Below are 24,393 nucleotides of genomic sequence, written 5' to 3'. Positions count from 1 at the left end.
TAGGATCCGTGCTGTGACCTCGACCCCACGCGATCGTCTGCTCGTCCATCTGACCGCCGATCTGGTGATCCTCACCATCCGGAACGGCGCGCTCCATGTCTTGCTGGTGGAGCGCGGGACGGAGCCCTTCCGGGGCAGTCCGGCGCTCCCGGGGGGATTCCTGCGCGGCGCGGAGACCCTCGACGGCACCGCGGTCCGTGAACTGCGCGAGGAGACCGGCCTCGACGCCGGGCGCTTCCATCTGGAGCAGGTGGGCGTCTACTCCGCGCCCGACCGTGACCCCCGGGACCAGCGGATCGTCACCTGTTCCTACCTCGCCATCGCGCCGGACCTGCCGGTGCCCACCGCGGGGTCGGACGCCCGGGCCGCCGTCTGGGCTCCGGTGGCCGAACTGCTCGACGGCCCCTGCGAACTGGCCTTCGACCACTGCCGCATCCTGCGGGACGCGGTCGAACGGGCCCGGACCCGGCTCCAGTTCACCGCCATCGCGACCAGCTTCTGTCCGGACGAGTTCACCGTCAGCGAGCTGCGCGAGGTGTTCGAGGCGGTGTGGGGGGTGACCCTGGACCGCCCCAACTTCCACCGCAAGGTGACCGACGCCGACGGCTTCTTGGTCCCGACCGGGCGCCGCCGGGCCTCGGGCGGCGGTCGCCCCGCCGCCCTGTACCGGGCGGGCCCCGCCACCGCCCTCACCCCGCCGATGCTCCGCCCGGCCGCCCCGGCCGCCCCGGTCGGCCGCTGAGTCCGTTCCGGGTGCCGCCCGATGCGGTCACGGGAAGAATGGTGACGCGCCCGACGTTGTGGTTGAACGGTAAAACTTCCTGGGTGTGTGGAGGCGCGCGATGACCGACTACGGACACGACCTGGTCTTCGGATCGTTCCTCACCCCGGACAGCAGGGACCCCGCGGCCGTCGTCGGGCGGGCCCTCCACTCGGAGCGCGCCGGACTCGACCTGGTCACCTTCCAGGACCACCCCTACCAGCCCGCGCACCTGGACGCCTGGACCCTGATGAGCTGGGTGGCCGCCCGCACCGAACGGGTGCGGGTCGCTGCCAACGTCACCAACCTCCCGCTGCGCAACCCCGCCGTCCTGGCCCGCTCGGTGGCCGGGCTCGACCTGCTCTCCGGCGGACGCGTCGACCTGGGGCTGGGGGCGGGCGCGTTCTGGCAGGCCATCGGTGCCATGGGCGGCCGGGTCCTCACCCCCGGCGAGAGCGTCACCGCGCTCGGCGAGGCGATCGAGATCATCCGGGGCGTCTGGGCCGCCGAGGACCGCACGCCCCTGCGCGTCCATGGCGCCTTCCACGCCGTCGACGGCGCCAAGCGCGGCCCCGCCCCGGCCCATGACGTCCCCATCTGGCTCGGCGCCTACAAGCCCCGCATGCTGCGACTGGTCGGCGCCCGCGCGGACGGCTGGCTGCCGAGCTGGGCCATGCTGAGGTCGCCGGGCCTCTCCGAGGGCAACGCGATCATCGACGAGGAGGCCGTCGCGCGGGGCCGCGACCCCCGGGAGATCACCCGGCTGCTCAATGTCTCCGGCACCTTCGGCACCGGTACCGAACCGCTCCAGGGGCCGCCCGCCCAATGGGTCGACACCCTGCTGGAGCTGGCCCTGGAGGACGGGATCAGCACCTTCGTGCTCGGCTCCGACGACCTCCGGACCCTCTCCGTCTTCGGTGAGGAGGTCGCCCCCGCGCTCCGGGAGGCCGTCGCCGCCGAACGCGCCGCCCGCGCCGCCGGGTCCTGAACGGGGTGCCGGGTCCTGAACGGGCGCCGACGAGGTTGATCGGCGGCGGGGTGCCGTCGGGCGGGACGGGAACGCCTCCGCGCGGGTCGTCCTCCTCGCCCCGGCCCACCGGGAGCTCCACCGTCTGCGTGCCGTGGGCGGCTTCGACTCCCCTCGGGCGCGGTGGCGGTGTCAACGCGCGCTGCCGTGGTCACCCCCGCCAGAGACCGGCGACCGAAGGGGCCAGCGCGCTGGCCTGGGCGTGGCCCGCGCGGGCGGCGGCCGACCGACGGGTGTCGTCCGTCATGTCGCGGCCCATCACACGGCGCGCGGCGCGGTCCGGGGACAGCAGGACGACGCGCGTTCCGTCGTCGGAGAGTTCCGCGGCCTGCCGCGAGGCGCTTGGATGCGGCCCGACCGCCCGGGGAACCGGCGCCAGTGCCAGCACCCTGCGGAACCCGCGCGCGAGCTGGAGGTTGGCGGTCGAACGGCTGCCGCCGTCCATCCAGCGCCGGCCCTCCACGGTGACCGGCGGCCAGACGACGGGTACGGCGCAGCTCGCGGCGACCGCTTCGAGGAGCGTGGCGCGAGAGCGCGAGTCGAACACCCGGGTCCGTCCGCTCCGCGCGTCGACCGCGGCGATGCGCAACTCCCGCTCGGGCCAGTCGCGTACCCCGCCCAGGAGCGCGCCGACCGTGTCGAAGACCTCCGCCTCCGGGCCGGTCCGGGCGCGGAGCGCTGCCCGGGCGAGGCGTTCGACGGACCGCTGGGGGTCGCGGGAGCCGAGCGCCGCCCAGAGGAAGCGCGCCGTCTGACGCACCGTCACCGGCAGACGGACCGCGTCCGCTCCGGAGAGCTGGCGCTCGTAGAGTTCGGCGGCCGGGACGCCGGACCGGAGCCGGGATCCGAAGACGGCACCGGCGGAGGTGCCGATCACGACGTCGGCGCCGCCGAGGTCGATCCCGGCCCCGGCGAGCCCGGCGAGTGCCCCGGCCAACCAGGCTCCGCCCACCGGTCCGCCGCCGCCGAGCACGAGTGCGGTGTCGGGCACGCTTCCCCCTTCCCCTGGACGGCCGTGGACGGCACGCCTTCGGCAAGTGAAACGGGGAGTGCTCCCCGTTTATGGGGCCGACGATAGCATCCGTACCGGGGAGCGCTCCCCGGTACGGGGGTGGGATGCGGTGGTCGGCGAACGGGCGCGAACCGCCCGTGACGCGTGAGCGCGGTGGGGTCAGCCCCGTGGCCCCGGCCCGACCTCCCGGACCACGGTGTAGGTGGGCGCCCCGGTCATCCGGGGCTCGGCCGTGCCCGAGAGGCCCGCCAGGGCCTCGGCGATGGCCGCCATCCGGCCCTCCGTGTCGGAGGTCTCCACGAAGTGGCGGTAGTCCGCCTCACTGGCCCAGTGCACGATGTTGTAGACGCGGGTGCCGTCCGTGCTCGCGTGGAACCGGGCGGAGAGGTAGCCCGGGTAGAAGCGCACCCACCGCTCCTGCACCGAGGCGAAGGCGGCGACGAGTTCGGCCTGGGTGGCGGGCCCGTCCGTGGTGTAGTCGATGATCGAGAGGAAACCGGGGTCGGCGGCCGTGGACGACATGCTCGCTCCGAGGGTGAGGGGGAGACGGGCCGTTCCCGTCCTCCGCTGCCCCGAGCCTGCTGCCTCGATCTAGGTTGAGGTCAAGTCCCGCCCGCACGCGCGTCCTTGAGCGGCCGTCGGCGGAAAACGTCCGGGCTCCCTCCAGGACCCTGGGTTAGGGTGGGGGCAAGCCGTGACTGGCGCTGGGGTGGGTTACCACCGGGGAGCGGCCCGACATCGTGTCGACGCCGTGCGCCTGGGCACCCCGCGCAGCGCTCAGGAGCCCATGATGACGGACTTCCCCACGGCACGGCTGATGGACGGCACCGCCCCCGCCCGGCGGCTCGTCGAGGAGACCGCCGAGAACGCCGCCGAACTCCTCCGGCGCACCGCGACCGCCCCCTGCCTCGCCACGGTCCTGGTCGGCGAGGACCCCGCCTCGGTCACCTACGTCCGGATGAAGCGCGCCCGCTGCGCCAAGGCGGGCATCGTGTCGCGGCACGTCGCCCTGCCCGCCGCCGTCTCCACCGCCCGGCTGGTGGACACCGTCGGCGCGCTCTCCGCGGACCCCGCCGTGCACGGCATCCTCCTCCAGCATCCCGTGGGCGAGCACATCGACGAGCGGGCCGCGTTCGAGGCCATCGCCCCGGAGAAGGACGTCGACGGGGTCACCACCCACTCCTTCGCGGCGATGGGGTTCGGTCTGCCCGGCTTCGCCTCCTGCACCCCCGCCGGAATCCTGCGGCTGCTGGACGAGTACGAGGTCGACCTCGCGGGCAGGCACGCCGTCGTGGTGGGCCGCAGCGCCATCCTGGGCAAGCCGGTCGGCATGCTGCTGCTCGGCCGGGACGCCACCGTCACCTACTGCCACTCCCGCACCCGGGACCTGGCGTCGTACACCCGCGAGGCCGACGTCCTCGTCGCCGCGGTCGGCCGTCCGCGTCTGATCGCCGGAGCCGACCTCAAGCCCGGCGCGGTGGTCGTCGACGCGGGCTACAACCCCGGCAACGTGGGGGACGTCGACTTCGAGACCGCCCGGCACCGCGCGGGCCTCATCACCCCCGTCCCCGGCGGGGTGGGCCCCATGACCATCGCGGTCCTCCTCGCCCAGACGGTCCGGGCCGCCGCCCGGCAACTGGGCGTCGACCTGGCAGGGGCACGTCACGCAGGGTGATCCACCGCACAAGGGCACAAGAGTTCGGTCCCCGCACACTAGGGTGCCTCCGTGCATGCATTGCGGGTACTGCTGGTGGAAGACGACGAGCCCGTCGCGGAGTCGCTGCGGCGCGGGCTGCTGCGCTACGGCTTCACCGTGGAATGGGCCACCACGGGCACGGCCGCGCTCGCCGTCGCCGAACCCTACGACCTGGTCCTGCTCGACCTCGGGCTGCCGGACACCGACGGACTGGACGTCTGCCGGGAACTGCGCCGCCGGGGCGACGTCCCGATCATCGTGATCAGCGCCCGCAGCGACGAGACCGACCGGGTGGTGGGGCTGGAGATCGGCGCGGACGACTACGTCTCCAAGCCCTTCGGCGTCCGTGAGGTCATCGCCCGCATCCGCGCGGTGATGCGCCGGGTCCAGCCCGACCGGAAGAGCGCGGCCGCCGGTCCCGACCGTTACGGGGACCGGCTGGTCGTGGACCGCAAGGCCGCCCGGGTCCGGCTGGACGGCGCGGACGTGCCCCTCACCCCCAAGGAGTACGACCTGCTCGCCTTCCTCACCGAGGAGCCCGGCGCCCTGATGTCCCGCGAGCAGATCATGGAGGCGGTCTGGGACGAGAACTGGTTCGGCCCGACCAAGACCCTGGACGTCCACGTGGCCGCGCTGCGGCGCAAGCTCGCCGGGGCCGTGGTGATCGAGACGGTGCGCGGCGTCGGGTTCCGGCTCGTCCTGACCGAGAGGACCGGCACCGGATGAGCACCGCCCCCGGGCCGACCGCTTCCGAGCGGGCCACCGCTGACCGGGCCACCGTTGTCCGGGCCATCGTTGTCCGGGCCGCCTCCGGCCGGGCTTCCTCCGGCCGGGGCGCCTCCGGCCTGGTCACCGCTGACCGGACGGCCTCCGGCCGGGCCGTCGTCCGCGTGCGTCCGGCGGACGGGAACGTCCGGTGATCCGCCGTCTGATCGTCAGCTACGTCCTGCTGGTGGGCGTGGCGCTGACCGCGTTCACCGTGCCGGTCGCCTACACCCTCACCACCCAGCTCCGCAGCGAGACCGAGGAGTCGGTGCGCCGGGAGGCCACCACCATGGCCCTGCTGTTCGGCGGCGGGGACGCCGCCGCCCGCCAGGCGCTGGCCCGGGTCGCCACCGCCTACGCCGACGAGACCCCCGGCACGGTCGAAGTGGTCTCCGCCGACGGGGCCGCCGTCCCCCCGCTGCGGATGCCCGACCGCCCCGGTGACGCCGCCTTCACCTCGGCGCTGGACCACGGCCGCACCACCGTGGACTGGGGCGACCGGCCGGTGTGGGGACCGGAACTGGTGATCACCGTCCCCGCGCTCGCCCAGGACGACGAGCGCGACATCGTCGGCGCCGTCCGCATCCGCTACGCCACCGAGGACCTCAGCGACCGGCTCTGGACGATCTGGGGCTTCCGGGCCATCCTCGCCGTCGGCGTCCTCGCGATCGCGGCGGTGCTCGGCGCGGTGGTCGCCCGGCTGCTGACCAAACCGCTGCGCCAGCTCAACGAGATGGCCAGCCGCTTCAGCGACGGCGATCTGACCGCGCGGTCACCGATCACCGGACCGCAGGAGACCCGGACCCTGGCCCGCACCCTCAACCAGGGCGCGGAACGCCTCGACACCCTGGTCGCCGCCCAGCGGATCTTCGTCGCCGACGCCTCGCACCAACTGCGCACCCCGCTCACCGCGTTGCGCCTCTCCCTGGACAACATCGCCGACGGCGTCGACGACGAGTTCGTCCGGGAGGACGTCGAACAGGCCACCGCCGAGGTGGTCCGGATGAGCCGACTGGTCAGCGGACTGCTGGTGCTGGCCCGGGCGGAGGCCAAGGTGTCCGCCCCGGAACCGGTGCCGCTGCGGGAACTGGTCGCGGACCGGCTGAGCGTGTGGCGCCCGGCCGCCGACGAACGCCGGGTGCGGATCGTGCTGGTGGGGAACGCGGCCACCACCGACGACCGGCTCCACGTCCTGGCCGGACCCGGCAACCTGGACCAGGTCCTCGACAACGTGCTCTCCAACGCGCTGGAGGTCTCCCCGGACGGCGGCACCATCACCGTCCGGCTGGCGACGGCGGACGGCGACGGGGCCCTGATCGAGGTGCTCGACCAGGGCCCCGGGATGTCAGCCGCCGAACAGTCCCGCGCGTTCGACCGGTTCTGGCGCGGCCAGGGACTGACCGGACGGTCGGGAACGGGCCTCGGGCTCGCCGTCGTCAAACAGCTGGTGACCGACGACGGCGGGACGGTGACCCTGCGGGACGCGCCCCACGGCGGGCTGTGCGTGGGGATCGGGCTACGGCTCAGCCCGCGGCCGGGAGCACCGAGGAGTGGTGGTTGACGATCAGCCACTTCCCGCCGCGCTTCTCGTACTGGTACGTGTAACGGGCGACGACCGGCGTGGTCTTGCCCGTCGCGGCGTCGGTGAGGTGGAAGCGGTAGAGGCCCGCGTCGATCGCGGAGTCCTCGTCCAGGACGTGGATCACCGAGCGGACCTTCTCGCCCTTCGGCTTCTTCTGGAGGAAGTGCTCGAAGTAGTCGACGATCTGGGTACGGGTGGTGCGGATGTCGGGGGAGACCGTCGGCAGCAGCACGGCGTCGGGGGCGTAGCGGTCGGCGACCGTCCCCGCGTCACCGGTCTGGAGCGCCGCGTTCCACTGGCTGAACAGCGCCCCGATCTCCTCCTTGGTGGCGGCCGCGGGAGCGTCCTCCTCGTTTCCGGCCTGGGCCACGCCCACCGCCGCGATGACGGCGACCGTCGCGGTGGCCGTGGCGATCAGGGCGCGGTTACGCATGGTCCGCTTCATCAGAACTCCTGCTCAGGGGGGTTGGTGAGGGGGGATGCCCCACCTTCCCGACCGGCGCGTTAGCGCCCGGACAGCGGACGGGAAGCCCCCGGACAAGGCTTGGCCAGAATCAGCCCGTCACCCCACGGCGGCGTCCGGTGGCCACCCCGGGTCCACGGCGTCCGGCGCCGGTCCCACGCCCGTGCGGCCCGCAGCCGTGCGGCTCCGTGCCCGCGCACCCGCGCTGTGCTTGTGTGCCGGCCCGTTCCCGCACCGCGCGCTCCGGTGTCCACGCGTTCCGTGGACCCGCGTGGCTCAGCCGGACCCGCCGGGCACGGCGGATCCCGTGGGCGCGTCCGTCCCCGTGGGCGACGGGGCGCCCACGGGCGGGTCGGCCGCCGTTCCGGGGCCGTCCGCGTACCCCCGGGCGAACGCCGTGGCGAAGCCGTCCGCCCCCAACACGTCCGTCACCCGCGCCCGGACGCGGTCCACGTCCCCGCGCTCGCCCTCGGGCAGCGGCACCCCCACCGCCTCCCGGGCGGCCGTGGCCGCGCCCAGCAGCCGCGCGGCCCCGGCGGCCTCCCCGGCGTCCCCCGCCGACAGGGCGTCCGCCAGTCCCTCCCACGCCAGCGCCACCGCCCGGGGATCGCCCACCGCCCGCGCCGTCGCGAGCCCCTCCCGCTGGAGCCGCAGCGCCGTCGCCCGGTCGCCCCGCTCCCGCGCCACGAACCCCAGCTCCGCCAGGATCAGCGGCGGCCTGGCCGGTTCGTAGCCGAGCCGCCGGTGCAGTGCCAGGACCCGTTCGCAGCCGTCCCGGGCCCCGTCGAGGTCGCCCGCCCGGCGCGCGCCCAGGGCCAGTCCCGTCAGCGCGTACTGCTCCCCGAAGCCGTCCGACTGCTCCACGGCCAGCCGTCGCGCCCGCTCGTGGTGTTCGGCCGCCCGCGCCGGATCGCCGGTGAGCAGGGCGATCCTGCCGAGCCCGGAGAACTGGAAGGACACCTCCCGCCACAGTCCCAGCTCCCGTGCCAGCCGCAGCGCGTCCCGGTGCAGCGACTCCGCCCGTGGGTAGTCGCCGGTCACCTCCGCCAGGCTCTGCAACGGGACCGACGCCTGGATCCGGCCCCAGTCGTCGCCCAGCTCCGTGAACAGCCCGAGGCTCCGCTCGCCCAGCTCCCGCAACTCTCCGAAGCGGCCCCGCAGTTTGGCGTGGAACGCCAGACCGGCCAGCGCCGCCGCGACGCCCCACCGGTCGCCCAGCCGCTCGAAGCCGGCCAGTGCCAGGGTCATCAGCTCCTCGGCGGGAGCCGCGTCCCCCACCCCGTACAGGTGCAGACCGAGGAACCAGCGCGCCCGGGCCAGTCCGGCCGGGTCGTCGACCGTCTCGAAGCCGCGCAGGGCCGCCCGGTACTCCGCGAGCGGATCGACGTGCCCGCCCAGCGCCAGCCGCACCCCGCCGAGCAGTGCTCCGGCCCGCGCCACCAGCCGGGCGCGCGCCTCCGGGCCCCTCGCCGTCCCCGGCCCGCCGTCCGTCCCGGAGCCCCCGTCCTCCCCGGGCTCCCGGTCCCGGCCCGTCCCGGAACTGCCCTCCCCGGGCTCCCGGTCCCGGTTCCGGTCCGTACCGGATTCCCCCTCCGCCCCGGTGGGTTCCTCTTCCGTCCCCGGTGCCCCTCCCGCCGCCGGGCTCGGGCTCCCGCCCCCTCCCGGGCCTCCGGGTACGACCGGACCGGACGTGACCAGACGCGGGGACGCGCCCGGCACCGGGGACGCGCCCGGACCCCGGGACGCGTCCGGACCTCCGGACCCGGTGGCGAGCGCCCGGGAGAGTTCCCGTTCCGCCTCCCGGTGGCGCCCCCGCAGGAACCAGTACCAGCCGAGCGCGACGGCCAGCCGCAGCGCCCGTTCCCCGTCGCCGTCCCGTACCGCCCCGTCGAGCGCAGCGCGCAGGTTCGCGTTCTCGGTGTCCAGCCGTCGCAGCCAGTCCCGCTGGCCGGGGCCGTGCAACAGGGGAGCGGCGCGCTCCGCGAGCCGGGTGTAGTGCTCCCGGTGGCGTCGGCGCGGTCCGGCCGGACCGCCGCGCTCGGCCAGCCGCTCGGCGCAGTACGCCGCCACCGACTCCAGCAGCCGGTAGCGCGGCCCGTCCCCGTCCTCGTGGACCCTCACCAGCGAGCCGTCCACCAGCCGGGACAGCAGGTCGAGAACCTCCGCGCGGTCCACGTCACCGCTGGAGCAGACCGCCTCGGCGGCGGCCAGGTCACAGCCGTCGGCGTGCACCGAGAGCCGGGCGAGGACGGTCCGTTCGCGCTCCCCGAGCAGCTCCCAGCTCCAGTCGAGGACCGCGCGCAGGGTCCGCTGCCGGGGCGGCGCGCCCCGCACCCCGGAGGACAGCACCCGGAAGCGGTCGTCCAGCCGGGCGGTCAGCTCCCGCAGCCCGAGGACCCGCACCCGGGTGGCGGCCATCTCGATGGCCAGCGGGATCCCGTCGAGCCGTCGGCAGACGGCGGCGACCCGTTCCCGGGCGGACGCGTCGAGGACGAACGGCGCCACGGCCGCCGCCCGGGCCGCGAACAGGGCGACCGCGTCCGCCTCGGCCAGCGGCGCCACCTCCCGGAGCCGCTCCCCGTGGACGCCCAACGGGAGTTGACTGGTCGTCAGGACGCGGAGTCCGGGCACCGCCCGCAGCAGTCGTCCGACCAGGTCCGCGACGGGTTCGACCACGTGCTCGCAGTTGTCGAGGAGCAGCAGCGAGGGCCGGTCGCCGAGCGCGTGGGCCACCCGGTCGGCGAGGTCGGGCGGTCGGCCGCCCGGCGGGGACGGCAGCGGCCCGGTGTCGTCGCGCACCCCCGCCACGTCCGCCACCAGCTCCAGCGCCCGTGGGTCGTCCGCTCCGCGCGCGGGCGGCAGGGCGGAGAGGTCGACGAACCGGACCCCGCCCGGGTGTGCCGCCCCGGTCCGCTCGGCCGCCGCCAGCGCCAGCCGGGTCTTGCCGACCCCGCCCGGACCGGTCAGGGTGACCAGCCGATGGGCGTCGAGCGCGGCCGTCAGCTCTCCGACCGCCGTCTCCCGGCCGATCAACTCGGTGAGCCCGCCCGCCGGGTGGGCGCGGAGGAGGGGCCGGACGGGAACGGGCGGGACGACGGTCCGCGCGAGGGCGGCTGCCGGTGCCGGGTCCCGGGGCGCGGTCAGAGCCGGGTCCTGGGACAGGATCGCGCGGTGCAGCGCGGCCAGCGGGGGACTGGGGTCCACCCCCAGCTCATCGGCGAGCCGCCGCCGCAGCTCGGTGTAACCGGCGAGCGCCTCGCTCTGACGGCCCGTCAGATACAGTGCCCGCAGCTGGGCGGCGCGCAGCCGTTCCCGCAGCGGGTGCCGGGTCACCAGATCGCCCAACCCCTCCGCCACCAGAGCGTGTTCACCGAGTGCGAGACGGGCCTCGGCCTGCTCCTCCACCGCCGTCAGCCGTCGCTCGGTGAGCCGTGCGACGGCGTCCCGGACGAACGCCTCGTCAGCGAAGTCGCCGTAGGCGGGCCCCCGCCAGAGGGCCAGGGCCTCGGTGAGCAGCGCCACCCGCGCGGCCGGGTCCCCGGTGGCGCGGGCCCGGTCCACCAGCGCCTCGAACACGTCCGCGTCCAGCCCGGCCACCGGGGTGCCGTCCGGCTCGGCCATCCCGACGGGGCCGGGGGCGGAGAGGTCCAGCCGGTATCCCGCCGGGGCGGACACCAGCAGGGCCCGTCCACCCGGTTCGGCCTCATCCAGGGCGCCGCGCAACCGCCAGACCTTGTGCTGGAGGGCCGCGGCGGGTCGGCGCGGCGGCCGGGGGCCCCACAGGTCCTCCACCAGCCGGTCGGCGGAGACCGGTCCGTCCCGCTGGACCAACAGCCGGACGAGCAGGGCGCGGACCCTGAGTTCGGGAACCCGGACCTCCCGGCCGTCCGACGTCCACACGGCCAGTGGACCGAGCACCCCGAAACGCATTCCGCCACGCTAACCCATGTGCGTCACCCGTCCCGTGGGCCCGGCTCCCGGACCGGTGACGCCGGTCGGGCCGGGAGCGGGCCGGGAGCGACCGAGAGGGGGCGAGAGAGCGGCCGAGAGCGGCGAGAGAGCGGCCGAGAGAGGAGCGAGAGGGCGACCGGGCACGGTCGGGGGGAACCGGAGCGCCGGACGGACGAACGGTCCGGCCGACTCCGTCCGCCGGGATCCGGCCGCCTCCGCCCGTCGTGGTTCCGCCGCCGGAGCCCCGGTGCCGCTCACCCCTCGCGTCCCGCCGTTCCCCGGACGGGCCGCGCCCGAAAGGAAGACCGTGTCAACGACCCCCACCCGGGAGATCCCTTCCCAGGCCGGTCCCCGGCAGTGGGCCGGGCTCGCCGTCCTGGCCCTGCCCACCCTGCTCATCGCCATCGACCAGAGCGTGCTGTTCCTGGCGCTGCCGCACCTCGCGCGGTCACTGGACCCGAGCCCCACCCAGACCCTGTGGATCATGGACGTCTACGGGTTCATGATCGCCGGGTTCCTGGTCACCATGGGCACCCTCGGCGACCGGATCGGCCGCCGCCGACTGCTGATGGCCGGTGCCCTCGGGGTCGGGGCGACCTCCTCGCTGGCCGCCTTCTCCACCAGCGCGGAGACGCTGATCGTCAGCCGTGCGCTGCTGGGGGTCGCCGCGGCCACCCTGATGCCGTCCACCCTGGCCCTGATCGGCACCATGTTCCGGGACCCGCGCCAGCGGGGCCGGGCGATCGCCGTGTGGGCCAGCTGCTTCATGGGCGGCACCGCGCTCGGTCCGGTGGTCGGCGGGGTCATGCTGGAGTACTTCTGGTGGGGTTCCGTCTTCGCGCTCGGCGTGCCGGTCATGGCGCTGCTGCTGGTGACGGCCCCGATCGTGCTGCCCGAGTACCGCGCCCCCGGGGCGGGACGGATCGACCCGCCGAGCGTGCTGCTCTCGCTGGGCGCGATCCTGCCCGTCGTCTACGGTCTCAAGGAACTCGCCCGGGGCGGCTGGTCGACGACGCCCCCGCTGGCGATCGCCGCCGGTGCCGTGCTCGGCGCGGTGTTCACGGCCAGGCAGCGGCGGCTGGCCGATCCGCTGCTGGACCTGGGACTGTTCCGGCGGGGCGCGTTCACCGCCGCGCTGCTCATCCTGATGCTGACGATGACCACCATGGGCGGCAGCTACCTGTTCGTCACCGGCTACCTCCAGATGGTCGAGGGGCTCTCCCCGTTCGACGCCGGACTGTGGATGGTGCCCTCCGCGCTGGCGTCCGTCGCGGTGGCGACCCTCGCACCGGGACTGGCCCGGCGGCTGTCGACCGGCGTGGTCATCGGCTGCGGCCTCGGCGTCACCGCCGTGGGGTACGCCCTCCTGGTGTTCGTCGCCCCGGAGGCCGGACTGCCGCTGCTCATCGCCGGATTCGTGACCGCCTTCCTCGGGAGCGGGCCCATCGGGGCCCTGGGCACCGACCTGGTGGTCGGCTCGGCGCCCCCGGAGAAGGGGGGCTCCGCCGTGTCGATGTCGCAGACCAGCGGCGAGTTCGGGGTGTCCTTCGGGCTCGCCGTGTTCGGCAGCCTCGGCGGCGCGGTCTACCGGGACGGCGTCTCGGTGCCGGACGGGGTTCCGGCGGACGCCGCCGGGGCGGTGCGCGGCAGCGTGGAGGGCGCCCTGACCGTGGCGCGTTCGCTCCCCCCGGAGCTGGGCGAGCGGGTGGTGACCGCCGCCCGGGAGGCGTACACGAACGGGCTCCACACCGTCGCCGCCGTCTGCGCGGTGATCGCCGCCCTCACCGCGGTGATCGCCCTGACCACCCTGCGCCGGGTGGGCACCGGTGCTCCGGCGCCCGCTGACCGGATGCCCGGACGCCGCACGCCGGACGACCGGACGCCCGCTGACCGGACAGCCTGACGCCGGACAACCGGACGTCGGACGGCCGGACGTCCCCCCGGCTCCGGTCCCCGCTGAGCGACCCCGGCCCCCGCCCCGGTCCCGCCCCCGCTGAGCGGCCGCAGGTGACGGCGGCGGGCCCGTCCCATGCCACGAGCATGTGAAATCCGCGCCGTCGCGTTCCGGCCGGGCGGGACCCCGTGCGGGGGCCCGCCCGGGCCGTCCGCCCGGCGAATCCGCTCCTCGGCGGTCCGCGCCCCGCTCCCGGACGTCGTTTCTCCGCCAGTGGGGCGCCCCGCCCGACCCGGTCGGTGCCGGAGCGCCGGAGCGTGGAGTGCCGAGGAACCCTGGCCGGTGAATCCGAACCCGTGCTATGAAAGGTCGATCACGCTCGTGAACGCTTCTCCCGGCTGACCGCGGGCCGCCTCCGCCGCCCGCTGCCACCCGGACACGAACCCCTCGTGCGATCGGGGCACCCGGTCGGGTGCCTCGCCTTCCGCTATTCCAGGGCGCATCGGACAGGAAAGAAGTGGCGATGAGCATCGGATTCGGCGTGAGCCGGAAAGACCCCCCGACGGACACCGAGGACCTCAGGCGCGTCGACGCCGAGGACCTGTCGTGGGGCGACACCGTGCACTACGTGCGGGACCCGGTCATGGTGACCGGCTGCCAGGACGGCACCGTCCACGACGACGGCGGCAACCGTTACGTCGACACCGGGATGTGGCACTCCAGCTGCAACTTCGGGTACCGCAACCAGGTCATCGAACGGGCCGTGGCACGACAGCTCGGCACCCTCCCCCAGGTCAGCGGGGACCATCTGCACCGGGAGAAACTGCTCCTCGCCCGGGAGGTGGTGCGGGCCGTCGAGGAACGCACCGGGGTGAAGGGCCGGGTCTCCTTCAGCGTCGGCGGATCGCTCGCGGTCGAGGACGCGTTGAAGATCGTCCGCAAGCACACCGGGAAGAACCGGGTCGGCGTCTTCACCGGCAGCTACCACGGGCGCTCCCTGGGCACCCTGAGCCTGTCGAGCAGTCACCGCTACCGCCGCTACTTCAACGAGTTCCCGGACCGCGCGGTCATGTTCCCGTTCGCGAACTGTTCGCACTGCTTCTACGAGAAGCGCCCCGAGGACTGCGCGCTCTACTGCGGGCGGATGGTCCGCAAGTCGTTCAGCAACGAGCACTTCGGGCTCGCCACGGCCGACAGCTCCGAACTCGGCGCGCTGTTCGTCGAACCGTGCCAGGGACGCGGCTACAGCATCCCCCCGCGCGGCTTCTACCGGGAGTTCGTCGAGGAGGCCCGGGACCGGGGCATGCTGATCGTCGCCGACGAGATCCAGGTCGGGATGTACCGCACGGGAAAGCTGTTCGCCTTCGAGCACTTCGGGTTCGTCCCCGACGTCATCACCCTCGGCAAGTCCCTCACCAACGGGTTGAGCCCGCTCAGCCTGACCTGGGCGCGCGCCGACCTCCTCGACCCCCGGGTGGTCACCCCCGGTCACACCCACAGCAACTTCGCCAACCATCCGCTCGGCACCGCCGCCGGATACGCCACCTGGCGCTACATGCTCTCCCAGGACTACGAGCGGACCGTCCCCGAGCGGGGCGCGCGGTACCTGGCGGGGCTGCGCGCCCTAGTCGAACGGCACCCGTTCGTCCGGCAGACGGACGGCCTGGGGCTGCTGCTGAACCTCGTCCTCGCCGACGAGCGGGGCCGCCCGTACCGGGGGGCGGCCTCCCGGGCCGTGGAGATCGGCCAGCGGGAGGACCTGAGCTGGCACGGCGAACCGTGGCGGATCATGCTCTCCGCGGGCGGCTACGACCAGAACGTCCTCAAGTTCGCGCCCTACCTCGACATCCCCGCCGAGGAGATCGACCGCTCCCTCGGCCTCCTCGACCAGGTCCTCACCCGACTGGGACCGGAGCTGACCCGATGACCGCCGCCGTCGCCGCCCCGGCGACCATGCGGGCCGCCGTCCTCCTCGCCCCCGGCGAACTCGCCGTCCGCCGGGTGCCGCGCCCCACCGCCCCCGCCCCGCACGAGGTGGTCGCGGAGGTCCACTACACCGGGATCTGCCGCACCGACCTCCACCTCTCCGCACGGGCCGCGCACGCCCCGGTCGTCCTCGGCCACGAGGTGGTCTGCCGGATCCCCGGCGAGGACGGCTACCACGCCCTCAACAACGAGCTGTCCTGCGGCGGTTGCGACCCCTGCCGGGACGGCGAGACCAGCCACTGCGTCCACCTCGTGGAACTCGGCGTCCACCGGGACGGCGGCTTCGCCCAGTGGATCAGGGCCCCGCGCGCCCAACTCCAGCCCCTGGCGCTGCGGAACCCGGTCCTCGGCGTGTTCACCGAACCGCTGAGCTGCGCCCTGCGCGCCGAACGGCGGCTGCGCCGGCTGCGCCCCCGTGCCCCGTCCCGCCCCTGGTCCGCGCTGGTCATCGGCGGGGGAGTCTCCGGCGCGCTCGTCGCCCGGCTGCTCTCCCGGTGGCCCGACCGCCCCCGGATCCGGCTGCTGGACCCCGTCCCCGCCGAGCTGCCCTGGCTCGACGGAACCGATGGAACCGACGGACTCGGCGCGCTCGGTCCACCCGACGGACCCGGCGGGCCGGGCGTCCGCCGGGTCGCCGCCCCGGAAGGGCCGAGCCAGCTGGTCGTCGAGTGCACCGGGACCCCCGAGGGCACCGCGACCGCCTTCGACGCGGTCGCGCCCACCGGCACCGTCTGCCTCTACGGAGTCCCGGAGCCGGACGTCCCCCTGCCCCGCACCCCCGACGAACTCTTCCGCGCGGAGGTCACCGTGCTGCCCTCGGTGGCCGGGGCGACCCCCGCCACCATGCGGGCCGCCGCCGACCTCATCCGCCGGGACGAGGCGTTCTTCACCCGGCTGCTCGGCCGCCGCGTCCCGCTGGAACGGCTGCCCGCCGAACTCGCCGACTGGAGACCCCGGCCGGGCACCCGCACTGTCGTCGAACCGGGGCGGTGAGGATGCCGGGACCCCCCTCCACCATGCGGGCCGCCGTGTGGCACGGGCCGGGCGCGGAGAACTTCCGCCCCGAGCGGTGGCCGCGCCCGTCCTGCGGCCCCGACGACGTGCTCCTCCGGGTGCGCTGCTGCTTCTTCAGCGCCATGTACGCGCGCGCCGTCCTCGTCGGCCACCCCCGGCTGACCGCCCCGGTGGTCCTCGGCCGGATGCTCGCGGGCGACGTGGTGGCCGTCGGCGCCCGGGTCGTGGACGGCCCCCGCCCGGGCCAGCGGGTGACTGTCAACCCGGAACGCCCCTGCGAGGCGTGCTTCCCCTGTCTGCGGGGCGTGAGCGGACACTGTCTGGCCCCGACCGGCCTCGACCCGGGCGGCTTCGCCGAGTTCGTCCGGGTGCCCGCCCCGCTGCTGCCCGGGATCTTCCCGCTGCCGGACTGGCTGCCGTACCACCACGCGGCGTTCGCGGAGACCCTCGCCTGCGTCCTCCAGGGCCTCGACCACGCGGCGGTCCGCCGGGGCGACACCGTCGTCGTCCTCGGCAGCGGGGGAGTGGGGCTGAGCTTCCTCCAACTCGCCCGCCGCCAGGGCGCCGCGCGGATCGTCGCCGGGGTGCGCACCGCCCGCGACCCCGTCCCGCTGCACCGGCTCGGCGCCCACCGGGTCGCCGTCCAGGGCCCGGAACTGGCGGCGGCGGTCGCGAGCGAGACCGAGGGCCACGGGGCGGACGTCGTCATCGAGGCCAGCGGCTCCCCCGACGCCTACCGACAGCTGCCGGAACTGCTGCGCCCCGGCGGAACGGGGGTCGCCTTCGGCGGGATGCCCCCCGGCACCCGGGTGACCACCGACCCCAACGCGCTCCACTACCGGTCGCTGCGGCTCGTCGGCAGCTACCGCTACCGGCCGGAGCACTTCCGGCGGGCCGTGGAGCTGATCGCCGCCGGACGGCTGGACCTGACCCCCGTGGTCACCCACCGGCTGGACTGGGACCGGCTCACCACCGACGCGGTGGCGCTCCAGCGCGACCCCGACTGCCGGGCGCTCGTGGTGGAGCTGCCCTGACCCCCGGTCCGCGCCGGGCCCGCGCCACGACGCGCCCGGCCCGGCGCGCACCGGTCCGTCCGACCACCCCTCTCGCACCAGGGAGCGACGCATGATCCTCGCCGGGGACATCGGTGGCACCAGCAGCCGGCTGGCCGTGTGCCACGAGGACGGGACCGTGGTGGAGAGCGCGGTCCTGCCCAGCACCTCCTATCCCGGACTGGCCGCGCTGGTCCGCGCGTTCACCACCGGGACCGGACACCGCCTCACCGCCGCCTGCTTCGGGCTGCCGGGGCCCGTCATCGACCAGCGCTGCCGCTTCGTCACCCTCGACTGGGGGGAGCTGACCGCGCGGGAGGTCGCGGAGGCGACGGGCGTCGAACGGGTGTTGCTGCTCAACGACGTCGAGGCCGCCGCCCACGGCATCCCCTCGCTGCCGCCCGGACGGACCGTGACCCTCAACCCGGGGCGCCCCCGGCCCGGCGGCACCGTCGTCCTGGTGTCCCCGGGCACCGGACTCGGCCAGGCCGCGCTGCTCACCGTCGGCGGCGAACGGGTGGTCATCGCCTCGGAGGGCGGCCACACCGACTTCGCCCCCACCGACGACGCCGAACTGGACCTGCTCGCCCGCGTCCGCGCCGAGCACCCCGCCGCCACCTACGAACGGGTGCTGTCCGGGGCGGGGCTGGCCGTCATGTACCAGGTCCAGCGCGCCCGCTCCGGAATCCCCGAACCGGCCTGGCTGACCGACCGGTTCACCACCGACGACCCCGCGCGGGTGGTCGGGGAGAGCGCGGTCGAGGGGACCGACGAGGTGTGCGTGCGGGCCCTCGGGATGTACACCGGCGTCCTGGCCGCCCAGGCCGCCAACACCGCGCTCGCCTTCCTCGCGCTGGGCGGGGTGTACCTCGGCGGCGGGGTCGTCCCCAAGATCCGCACCGGACTGCTGGACCCCCTGTTCATGCGGCGCTTCACCGGCAAGGACAAGATGGCCGCCCTGCTCGGCGACATCCCCGTCCACCTCGTCCTGGACGAGCTGACCGGGCTGCGCGGCGCCATCGACCAGGCCGTGAGGATGGTGACCCGATGAGCACACCGAGGACCCGGAGCACGACGGGCAGGACGGACGCGACGGGCAGGACGGACGCGACGGGCGGCGCGTCCTCGGAAGTCCCGCGCGCGGTACGGGAGTTCCGTGACCGGCTGGCCGCCGACGGCTACCGCGAGGACGCCCCGGCCCGGGGGTCCGCCCCGCGCGGCGCCCTCTTCGTCTCCCCCGGGGAACGGCGCGACGACCTGGTCGAGGACCTCGCCCGCACCCTCACCCAGACACCGCCCTGGATCGCCGGACGCCACTGCTACCGGCGCGGCGGATCGGCGTCCTTCGAGCGGACCAACCGGAGCCCGGTCTACTACACCTTCGCCAAGGAGGCCGCACTCCTCGCCGAGCACGGTCCCCGGATCGCCGACCGGATGCTCGCCGCGGAGGGTCCCCCGACCCTGCTGGAACTCGGGATCGGCTTCGGTACCAAGACCAAGCCCTTCCTGCGGCTGCTCGCCGAACGGGCCGCCCGCCCCGGCCGCGCCCCCGGCCTCCACTTCGTGCCGACCGACATCGACCCCGATCCGCTGCGCCGGATCCTGCCGGAGCTGACGGCGAGCGGCCCCGGCGTCCAGGTGACCGCCGTGCAGGAGCGGTACACCCGCACCCTCGACCGGCTGGGCCGCCCGGCCGCCGCCCCGTCCCCCTGCCATCTGATGTTCCTGGGCGGTTCGATCGCCGGGTTCCTCCCCTCCGCCCGGCGCGGTTTCCTCGCCCGGATCGGCCGGCTCCTCGGCCCGGGCGGCGTGTTCGCCTTCGGCACCGATCTGCGTCCGCACGCCACCAAGAGCGTCGAGGCGATCGAGGAGGCGTACAACGACGGCCCCGGCCGGGACTCCCACTGGCGGACGAAGACCACCCCCATCGCCCGGCTGCGCGACGAGTGGGGCGTGGCGGTCAGCCCGCTCGACTTCGCCTACCGGGCCGAGTACGACGCCGTCACCCACGAGATCGAGTCGCTGCTGATCGCCCGGCGGGACCTCGACCTCACCCTCGCCGGGCGCCGGGTCCGGCTGCCGCGCGGCACCCGGATCAAGACCGGCCGCAACTACCGTTTCGACCTCGACCTCTTCGCCCGTGAACTCGACGACAGCGGCCTCCGGGTGACCGACCGGTTCCTGGACGCCGACCGCTACTACGCCTTCTGGCTGGTGACACCGCAGCGATGACGACTCCCCCCACCTCGGCCGACTCCCCCGTTTCCGCCCACCCCCGCACCTCCGTCCCGCCGCACGCCGCCTCCGTCCCGCCGGACGGCGCTCCGTCCGTCCCGGGGGGCCCGGCCGCCGTCCCGCCGGACGCCCCGGCCGGACCGGGCTGGGTGGACGCCCGTCGTCCCGCCCTCCCCTCCGGGGAACCGGCGCCCCCGCCGGAACTCGTCATCTTCGACTGCGACGGCGTCCTCGTGGACAGCGAACCCATCGCGCTGGAGAACGACGCCGCCGCCCTCGCCGCCCTCGGCTGGCGGCTGTCCCGCGCCGAGATCATCGAACGGTTCCTCGGCCGCCCCGACTCCTACCTGGCCGAACAGGTGGAAGCCCACCTCGGTCACCCGCTGCCCCCCGACTGGCTGGCGGAGCACCAACGGCGTTTCCAGACCGCGGTGGACGACCTGCTGCGTCCCGTCGCGGGGATCACCGAGGCCCTCGACGCGCTCACCGTCCCCAGCTGCGTCGCGTCCAGCAGCAGCCACCCCCGGCTGCGCCGCACCCTGCGGCTGACGGGGCTGCACGGACGGTTCCGGGGCCGGGTCTTCAGCGGTGACGACGTCGAGCGGCCCAAGCCCGCCCCCGATCTGTTCCGGCACGCGGCGGCGGTGCTCGGGGTGGAGCCCCGCCGCTGCGTGGTGGTCGAGGACAGCCAGTACGGGGTGGCCGCCGCCCGGGCGGCGGGCATGCGGGTCCTGGGCTACAGCGGGGGGCTCACCCCCGCCGCCTGGCTGCGGGGCCCCGGCACCGTCGTCTTCGACGACATGCGCGAGCTGCCGGGGCTCATCGGCCCCGGCACCTACGGCGGCGGGTCGTGAACGGGCCGGCGGGACCGCGTCAGCGGCCCCGCCCGCCGCCCGCCGCCGAGGGCGCGGGATCCCGCACCAGCGCGATGAGGTTCGGTGACGGCTCCACCCCCAGTTCCCGGCGCAGCCGACGGGTGAACTCCCGCAGATGGCGCTCGGCGTGCCCCGGAGCGCCCATGCTCAGATAGGAGCGGAGCAGGAGTTCGTGCGACGGCTCGTCCAGCGGTTGCCACCGGGTGAGGGAGGAGGCGATCTGCGCCGCCTCCTCGGGTCTGCCGAACGACAGGAAGGCGGCCCCCGCCCGGCGCAGACCACGGACCCGGCGTTGGTCCCACTGATGCCGGTGGTCCTCGATCCACTCCGCCTGGATCGTCGATCCCAGGGGCTTGGACAGCAACTCCACCTCGTGGGCGTGGGGGAGGGCACCGTCCTTGAGCACCCGGTCCGTCACCAGGTTGGCCCGCCCCCAGTCCGTGGTGACGCGACTGCCGAGGGCGATGCTCTCGCCCGTCGAACGCAGTGTGTCCGGCGGCAGGCAACGGGTGCTGCGCCAGAGGAGTTTGCTGAGCCGACGGCGTCCGGTGTGTTCCGCCGCGTTCGGCCACAGGGCCGCGGTCACGGCGGGCCGACGGGCCTGCTGGCCGCTCCGCAGCGCCAGATAGGTGAGGAGCTCGGAGGTCTGGGGCGGCAGGCGTTCGGCTTCGCGTTCGGACAGATGGACACCGTCGGCGCCCAGGATGTTGAGCCTGGGCGCGTCGTCCGTGGACGGCGCTGGGCCGGGCACGTGGTTAGGCGACATGACTTCCCCCGAAGTAATGGGTAGCTAACCCTCGATGGGCAACAGTCGCACACGGGTTGGCGGCTGGCCAGTCGTTACACCTTGGAATGGCATGATGATTCTGGTGTTCTGCCCCTCCTTGACGGGGATTTCGTTCTTGTCTCCGAAGGGGTTTTCCGTCGTGGCCGGACCGGAGTTCCACCTTCCCCGGACCACCCCGTTTCTTCCGCTTGAGACGGTCTGAACCGCGTGCGACGGCCTGAACTGTTCGACGGAAAGTCACCCGGTTCTCTCCCCAGCCGGGAACAGCCGGGGAGACAGGGCGGAGACACCCCGGAACTAGGCTGGGCAGAGTCGCGGTGCGGAAGGCGGGAATCATGGGAGACGTGACCGGGCGCTTACGGGGACCGGGTTCCTCCACGGTGTGCGTGCCGTCGGCCGATCGGTCACGACGGCACGTCGCATCCTCAGGAGGGCTTTGCCGTGAAGAGGAATCGAGTCATCGTGAGCGCGCTGCTGGTGAGCGCGCTCCTCGGGGCCGGTGCCCCCGTGGCCACCGCCGACACCCCCGGCCAGTCCCGGCAGGCGGTCTCGTCGGTCCACCGTGTGGCGCTGACCACGTCGCCCGTTCCCCCGTCCAGTACGTCCGCCGTCTCCCCGGCCGCGATCCCCTCGGCGGTGTCCACGACCACCTCGGGGGGCGCGGCGTCCGGTGCCTCCGCCTACGGGCCGTCGAGCCGGATCGTCTGGCTCATCAACAAGCTGAAGGGGCTGGGCGGCACCGCGTGGAACAAGCTGAAGAGCGCCGCGCGCCAGGGGTACGCCAAGTTCAAGGAGGTGTACGAGCGGGTCGTTCCCTGGCTCGTCCGCAAGACCATCGAGATCGGCTTCACCATCTACGAGGTCTACAGCGCGGTCCGTGAATTCATCGGACTGTGATTCCCGGGGTGGCTGAGTGATGTGCGGCCGGCGGAAGAAGGCGATCCGCCGGCCGCACTCCATGACCTCGGTGTTCCTCGCCCCGCTGTGGCCGTCCCTTTCGACGTACTTCCGAACCGAGTTAAGGAACCATGAGCGAGAAAAGTCCTGAGACCGGCTCCGGCCGGTCGGAGAGTTCCCTTTCCGGCCATTCCTGGCCGGTCGTTCCCCTGGCCGTCGCGTTGCTGCTGCTCCGGAGCGCGGGGGAGCGGGGCTGGGCGTTCTGGACGGCGGCCGCGCTCGGGACGTTCGGACTGGTGATGGCCGTCATCGGGGTGGCGGAGTGCGTGAAGGCCGTCAGACGGGGCGTCCCTCCCGCCCGGGCGGTCGGAGTGGTCGTCGCCCTCGTGGTGGTCGGCGCGTCCTTCGTCTGGACCCTGGTGGCCTGAGATGACGGAACCGGTCCTGGAGGCGGAGAACCTCGTCAAGGCGTACGGCGGCCGAAGGGTCGTCGACTCCCTGTCCTTCACCGTGCGGTCGGGCGCCGTCACCGGATTCCTCGGCCCCAACGGCGCCGGGAAGACCACGACCCTGCGCATGCTGCTCGGTCTGGTGCGCCCCGACGCCGGTCGGGCCCGGGTCGAGGGCCGCGCCTACCGCGAACACGCCGATCCGCTCCGGGTGGTGGGGGCACTGCTCGACGCGCGCTGGGCGCACCCCAAGCGGACCGCGCGGGGGCATCTGGAGGTCCTCGCGCGGGCCAACGGGATCCCGGTGGGGAGAGCCGGGGAGGTCCTCGCCCGGGTCGGCGTCGACGCCGTGGCGGACGAACGGGTCGGGGGCTTCTCCCTCGGGATGTACCAGCGGCTGGGGATCGCGACGGCACTGCTCGGCGATCCCCGTGTCCTGGTCCTGGACGAGCCCGCCAACGGGCTGGACCCCGAGGGCATCGCGTGGCTGCGGGATCTGCTGCGCTGCCTCGCGGGGGAGGGCCGGACGGTCCTGGTGTCCAGCCATCTGCTCGCGGAGATGGAACAGATGGTGGACGAGGTGATCGTGATCGGTCAGGGGCGGCTGTTGCGGCAGTGCCCCGTCGTCGAACTCACCCGGGACGTGGACGGCCCACGGGTCTGGGTGCGCACCCCCGACCCGGAACGGCTCGCCCTCCTGGTGCGGCGGCTCGGCGGGGAGCTGACCGGCCCACCGGAAGCGACCGGCCCACCGGAAGCGACCGGCCCGGCGGCGGACGGCGGCGTGCCGTCGGCGGACGGCGTGCTGGTGTCCGGGGTCTCCGCGGAACGCATCGGTCTGGCGGCGGCCGAGGCCGGGCTGCCCCTCTTCGAGCTGACGCCCCGGCGGGCCACGGTCGAGGACGCCTATCTGCGGCTGACCGCCTCGTCGGTCGACTTCAAGGCGACGACGGGACGGCGGGGTGAGGGGGCATGAAGGCGGTACTGGCTTCCGAGATCGCCAAGTTGCGCACCCTCAGGTCGACTTGGTTCCTCCTCGCCGTGACGGTGGCGCTCTCCCTGGTGGTCACCGCGCTGGTCGTCCGTTCCCCGGGGCACGACCGGCTTCCCGGGGTCACCGATGTGATGACGGGTCCCACGGCGGCCCAGGTGCTCGTCACCCTGCTGGGTGCCCGCGCCGTGACGGACGAACTGCGGACGGGCACCATCTGGGCCTCGTACCTCGCGGTTCCGTCGTGGCGCCGGATCCTGGCGGGGAAGGCGGTGGTCGTCGCCGCGCTCGCCCTGGTGACGGGAGCGGTGCTGGTGGCGGCCGGGATGCTGGTCGGCTTCGCGATGGAGGGCCCGGACGGGATCGCCACCGTCACCGCCCACGACTGGCGGCAACTCCTCGCCATGCCCGTGGGGTTCTCCCTGGGCGCGCTGGCCGGGATGGCCGTGGGTCTCGTCCTGAAGAGCGGCGGGAAGACCATCGCGGTCCTGCTGGTGTGGATGTTCGTCGCCGAGCCCTCGCTGGGGGCGACCGGGGAACTGCTGCTCGGGCTGAACGTCATGGGCTGGCTCCCGTTCATGGCGCTGGCGGACTTCCTCGGACAGCCGGGGGGAGCCGGGTTCGTGGGCGGACCCTACGCGGCGGGGGTGTACGTGGCCGCCGTGATCGCGGCCGTGTCCGCGCTGGGGCTGAGGTTGCAGCGGCGCAGGGAACCGTGAGCCGACCGCGCGTCCCGTCCGCCGCCGGGCGTGGTTCCGGTGGGGGCGCGGAACGGACCCGGGCGGGTGCCTTGAGAGCCGAGGCGCCCGCCCGGACTCACCCGTGTCACCGTGACGGATGCTCAAGTCATGCCAATCGGGGTCCCTTTGGAGGAAACGGTCATGATCGTTTGGTTGCCGCCAGGGCCTTTACTTCCCCTTGACCCGCTGGCAAGCTGTGCCTCACCTCAGCCCCCCA

At 74.4% G+C, this 24,393-nt stretch carries 21 protein-coding genes and 1 riboswitch; of the genes, 16 read left to right on the top strand and 5 right to left on the bottom strand.

Annotated features, from left to right (window positions below; genetic code table 11):
• Window positions 1-13: 13 nt before the first annotated feature.
• Window positions 14-742: an NUDIX hydrolase gene (locus ACVWNX_RS03490; RefSeq protein ID WP_454412372.1), complete on the top strand. Its 729-nt coding sequence runs from the start codon at window positions 14-16 to the stop codon at window positions 740-742.
• A 100-nt stretch (window positions 743-842) separates the two neighbouring features.
• Entirely contained in the window at window positions 843-1,748 is a 906-nt protein-coding gene (locus tag ACVWNX_RS03485) for an LLM class flavin-dependent oxidoreductase (protein ID WP_454412371.1), read from the top strand.
• Between the two features lie 190 nt (window positions 1,749-1,938).
• Here ACVWNX_RS03485 and ACVWNX_RS03480 read toward each other — a convergent pair whose 3' ends face one another.
• Together ACVWNX_RS03480 and ACVWNX_RS03475 are read right to left on the bottom strand one after the other, a co-directional pair.
• Window positions 1,939-2,778 (bottom strand): patatin-like phospholipase family protein, encoded by an 840-nt coding sequence (locus ACVWNX_RS03480; protein ID WP_454412370.1) that lies wholly within the window; start codon window positions 2,776-2,778, stop codon window positions 1,939-1,941.
• Between the two features lie 180 nt (window positions 2,779-2,958).
• Window positions 2,959-3,321, bottom strand: a complete 363-nt coding sequence (locus ACVWNX_RS03475; protein WP_454412369.1) for an antibiotic biosynthesis monooxygenase family protein — start codon at window positions 3,319-3,321, stop codon at window positions 2,959-2,961.
• A gap of 162 nt (window positions 3,322-3,483) precedes the next feature.
• Window positions 3,484-3,569: riboswitch (ZMP/ZTP riboswitch) on the top strand.
• A 20-nt stretch (window positions 3,570-3,589) separates the two neighbouring features.
• Here ACVWNX_RS03475 and ACVWNX_RS03470 point away from each other — a divergent pair.
• From ACVWNX_RS03470 to ACVWNX_RS03460, 3 genes are all read left to right on the top strand, one after another.
• Window positions 3,590-4,474, top strand: a complete 885-nt coding sequence (locus ACVWNX_RS03470) for a bifunctional 5,10-methylenetetrahydrofolate dehydrogenase/5,10-methenyltetrahydrofolate cyclohydrolase (RefSeq protein ID WP_454412368.1) — start codon at window positions 3,590-3,592, stop codon at window positions 4,472-4,474.
• Between the two features lie 60 nt (window positions 4,475-4,534).
• Entirely contained in the window at window positions 4,535-5,221 is a 687-nt protein-coding gene (locus ACVWNX_RS03465; protein WP_454414616.1) for a response regulator transcription factor, read from the top strand.
• Window positions 5,222-5,411: 190 nt separating this feature from the next.
• Window positions 5,412-6,821 (top strand): HAMP domain-containing sensor histidine kinase, encoded by a 1,410-nt coding sequence (locus tag ACVWNX_RS03460; protein WP_454412367.1) that lies wholly within the window; start codon window positions 5,412-5,414, stop codon window positions 6,819-6,821.
• Here the strand turns inward: ACVWNX_RS03460 and ACVWNX_RS03455 are convergent.
• Window positions 6,784-7,287: an SgcJ/EcaC family oxidoreductase gene (locus ACVWNX_RS03455; protein WP_454412366.1), complete on the bottom strand. Its 504-nt coding sequence runs from the start codon at window positions 7,285-7,287 to the stop codon at window positions 6,784-6,786. The genes ACVWNX_RS03460 and ACVWNX_RS03455 overlap by 38 nt on opposite strands.
• 294 nt (window positions 7,288-7,581) lie before the next feature.
• Entirely contained in the window at window positions 7,582-11,235 is a 3,654-nt protein-coding gene (locus ACVWNX_RS03450) for an ATP-binding protein (protein ID WP_454412365.1), read from the bottom strand.
• A gap of 328 nt (window positions 11,236-11,563) precedes the next feature.
• Here ACVWNX_RS03450 and ACVWNX_RS03445 point away from each other — a divergent pair, with 328 nt between their 5' ends.
• The 7 genes from ACVWNX_RS03445 to ACVWNX_RS03415 all read left to right on the top strand — a co-directional run bounded on the left by ACVWNX_RS03445 (window position 11,564) and on the right by ACVWNX_RS03415 (window position 20,291).
• A complete protein-coding gene (locus tag ACVWNX_RS03445; RefSeq protein WP_454412364.1) occupies window positions 11,564-13,159 on the top strand; it encodes an MFS transporter in 1,596 nt (531 codons plus the stop codon).
• Window positions 13,160-13,673: 514 nt separating this feature from the next.
• Window positions 13,674-15,077, top strand: a complete 1,404-nt coding sequence (locus ACVWNX_RS03440; protein WP_454412363.1) for an aspartate aminotransferase family protein — start codon at window positions 13,674-13,676, stop codon at window positions 15,075-15,077.
• Window positions 15,074-16,129 carry an alcohol dehydrogenase catalytic domain-containing protein gene (locus tag ACVWNX_RS03435; protein WP_454412362.1) on the top strand — a complete coding sequence of 352 codons (1,056 nt, stop codon included), beginning with the start codon at window positions 15,074-15,076 and terminating at the stop codon, window positions 16,127-16,129. Before ACVWNX_RS03440 ends, ACVWNX_RS03435 begins: the two co-directional genes overlap by 4 nt.
• A 2-nt stretch (window positions 16,130-16,131) precedes the next feature.
• Window positions 16,132-17,184 (top strand): zinc-dependent alcohol dehydrogenase, encoded by a 1,053-nt coding sequence (locus tag ACVWNX_RS03430; protein ID WP_454412361.1) that lies wholly within the window; start codon window positions 16,132-16,134, stop codon window positions 17,182-17,184.
• A 91-nt stretch (window positions 17,185-17,275) separates the two neighbouring features.
• Window positions 17,276-18,253 (top strand): glucokinase, encoded by a 978-nt coding sequence (locus ACVWNX_RS03425; protein ID WP_454412360.1) that lies wholly within the window; start codon window positions 17,276-17,278, stop codon window positions 18,251-18,253.
• Window positions 18,250-19,434 carry an L-histidine N(alpha)-methyltransferase gene (locus tag ACVWNX_RS03420; protein WP_454412359.1) on the top strand — a complete coding sequence of 395 codons (1,185 nt, stop codon included), beginning with the start codon at window positions 18,250-18,252 and terminating at the stop codon, window positions 19,432-19,434. The genes ACVWNX_RS03425 and ACVWNX_RS03420 overlap by 4 nt, the downstream gene beginning before the upstream one ends.
• A 152-nt stretch (window positions 19,435-19,586) precedes the next feature.
• Window positions 19,587-20,291 (top strand): HAD family hydrolase, encoded by a 705-nt coding sequence (locus tag ACVWNX_RS03415; RefSeq protein ID WP_454414615.1) that lies wholly within the window; start codon window positions 19,587-19,589, stop codon window positions 20,289-20,291.
• Between the two features lie 19 nt (window positions 20,292-20,310).
• Here the strand turns inward: ACVWNX_RS03415 and ACVWNX_RS03410 are convergent, their stop codons facing one another.
• Window positions 20,311-21,078, bottom strand: coding sequence for an AfsR/SARP family transcriptional regulator (locus tag ACVWNX_RS03410; RefSeq protein ID WP_454412358.1), 768 nt, complete (start codon window positions 21,076-21,078; stop codon window positions 20,311-20,313).
• 462 nt (window positions 21,079-21,540) lie between these two features.
• Between ACVWNX_RS03410 and ACVWNX_RS03405 the strand changes: the two genes are divergently transcribed.
• From ACVWNX_RS03405 to ACVWNX_RS03390, 4 genes are all read left to right on the top strand, one after another.
• On the top strand, window positions 21,541-21,996 hold the full coding sequence (locus ACVWNX_RS03405; protein ID WP_454412357.1) for a hypothetical protein: 456 nt from the start codon (window positions 21,541-21,543) through the stop codon (window positions 21,994-21,996).
• Window positions 21,997-22,127: 131 nt separating this feature from the next.
• The gene (locus tag ACVWNX_RS03400) at window positions 22,128-22,424 is read left to right on the top strand and encodes a hypothetical protein (RefSeq protein ID WP_454412356.1); all 297 of its coding nucleotides are present in this window, start codon (window positions 22,128-22,130) and stop codon (window positions 22,422-22,424) included.
• Window position 22,425: 1 nt separating this feature from the next.
• Window positions 22,426-23,421 (top strand): ATP-binding cassette domain-containing protein, encoded by a 996-nt coding sequence (locus ACVWNX_RS03395; RefSeq protein ID WP_454412355.1) that lies wholly within the window; start codon window positions 22,426-22,428, stop codon window positions 23,419-23,421.
• Window positions 23,418-24,155 carry a hypothetical protein gene (locus tag ACVWNX_RS03390; RefSeq protein ID WP_454412354.1) on the top strand — a complete coding sequence of 246 codons (738 nt, stop codon included), beginning with the start codon at window positions 23,418-23,420 and terminating at the stop codon, window positions 24,153-24,155. Before ACVWNX_RS03395 ends, ACVWNX_RS03390 begins: the two co-directional genes overlap by 4 nt.
• Window positions 24,156-24,393 lie beyond the last annotated feature (238 nt).

It is taken from the genome of Streptomyces sp. JNUCC 64, assembly GCF_054484115.1.
This window is presented reverse-complemented; position numbering and strand designations above follow the sequence as displayed.

What these genes read in the sequence shown, in the direction of transcription:
- ACVWNX_RS03450 (WP_454412365.1), bottom strand. Translation starts at nt 11,235, where the DNA reads ATGCGTTTCGGGGTGCTCGGTCCACTGGCCGTGTGGACGTCGGACGGC.
- ACVWNX_RS03390 (WP_454412354.1), top strand. Translation starts at nt 23,418, where the DNA reads ATGAAGGCGGTACTGGCTTCCGAGATCGCCAAGTTGCGCACCCTCAGG.
- ACVWNX_RS03430 (WP_454412361.1), top strand. Translation starts at nt 16,132, where the DNA reads ATGCCGGGACCCCCCTCCACCATGCGGGCCGCCGTGTGGCACGGGCCG.
- ACVWNX_RS03440 (WP_454412363.1), top strand. Translation starts at nt 13,674, where the DNA reads ATGAGCATCGGATTCGGCGTGAGCCGGAAAGACCCCCCGACGGACACC.
- ACVWNX_RS03425 (WP_454412360.1), top strand. Translation starts at nt 17,276, where the DNA reads ATGATCCTCGCCGGGGACATCGGTGGCACCAGCAGCCGGCTGGCCGTG.
- ACVWNX_RS03455 (WP_454412366.1), bottom strand. Translation starts at nt 7,287, where the DNA reads ATGAAGCGGACCATGCGTAACCGCGCCCTGATCGCCACGGCCACCGCG.
- ACVWNX_RS03410 (WP_454412358.1), bottom strand. Translation starts at nt 21,078, where the DNA reads ATGTCGCCTAACCACGTGCCCGGCCCAGCGCCGTCCACGGACGACGCG.
- ACVWNX_RS03475 (WP_454412369.1), bottom strand. Translation starts at nt 3,321, where the DNA reads ATGTCGTCCACGGCCGCCGACCCCGGTTTCCTCTCGATCATCGACTAC.
- ACVWNX_RS03400 (WP_454412356.1), top strand. Translation starts at nt 22,128, where the DNA reads ATGAGCGAGAAAAGTCCTGAGACCGGCTCCGGCCGGTCGGAGAGTTCC.
- ACVWNX_RS03420 (WP_454412359.1), top strand. Translation starts at nt 18,250, where the DNA reads ATGAGCACACCGAGGACCCGGAGCACGACGGGCAGGACGGACGCGACG.
- ACVWNX_RS03485 (WP_454412371.1), top strand. Translation starts at nt 843, where the DNA reads ATGACCGACTACGGACACGACCTGGTCTTCGGATCGTTCCTCACCCCG.
- ACVWNX_RS03470 (WP_454412368.1), top strand. Translation starts at nt 3,590, where the DNA reads ATGACGGACTTCCCCACGGCACGGCTGATGGACGGCACCGCCCCCGCC.
- ACVWNX_RS03395 (WP_454412355.1), top strand. Translation starts at nt 22,426, where the DNA reads ATGACGGAACCGGTCCTGGAGGCGGAGAACCTCGTCAAGGCGTACGGC.
- ACVWNX_RS03435 (WP_454412362.1), top strand. Translation starts at nt 15,074, where the DNA reads ATGACCGCCGCCGTCGCCGCCCCGGCGACCATGCGGGCCGCCGTCCTC.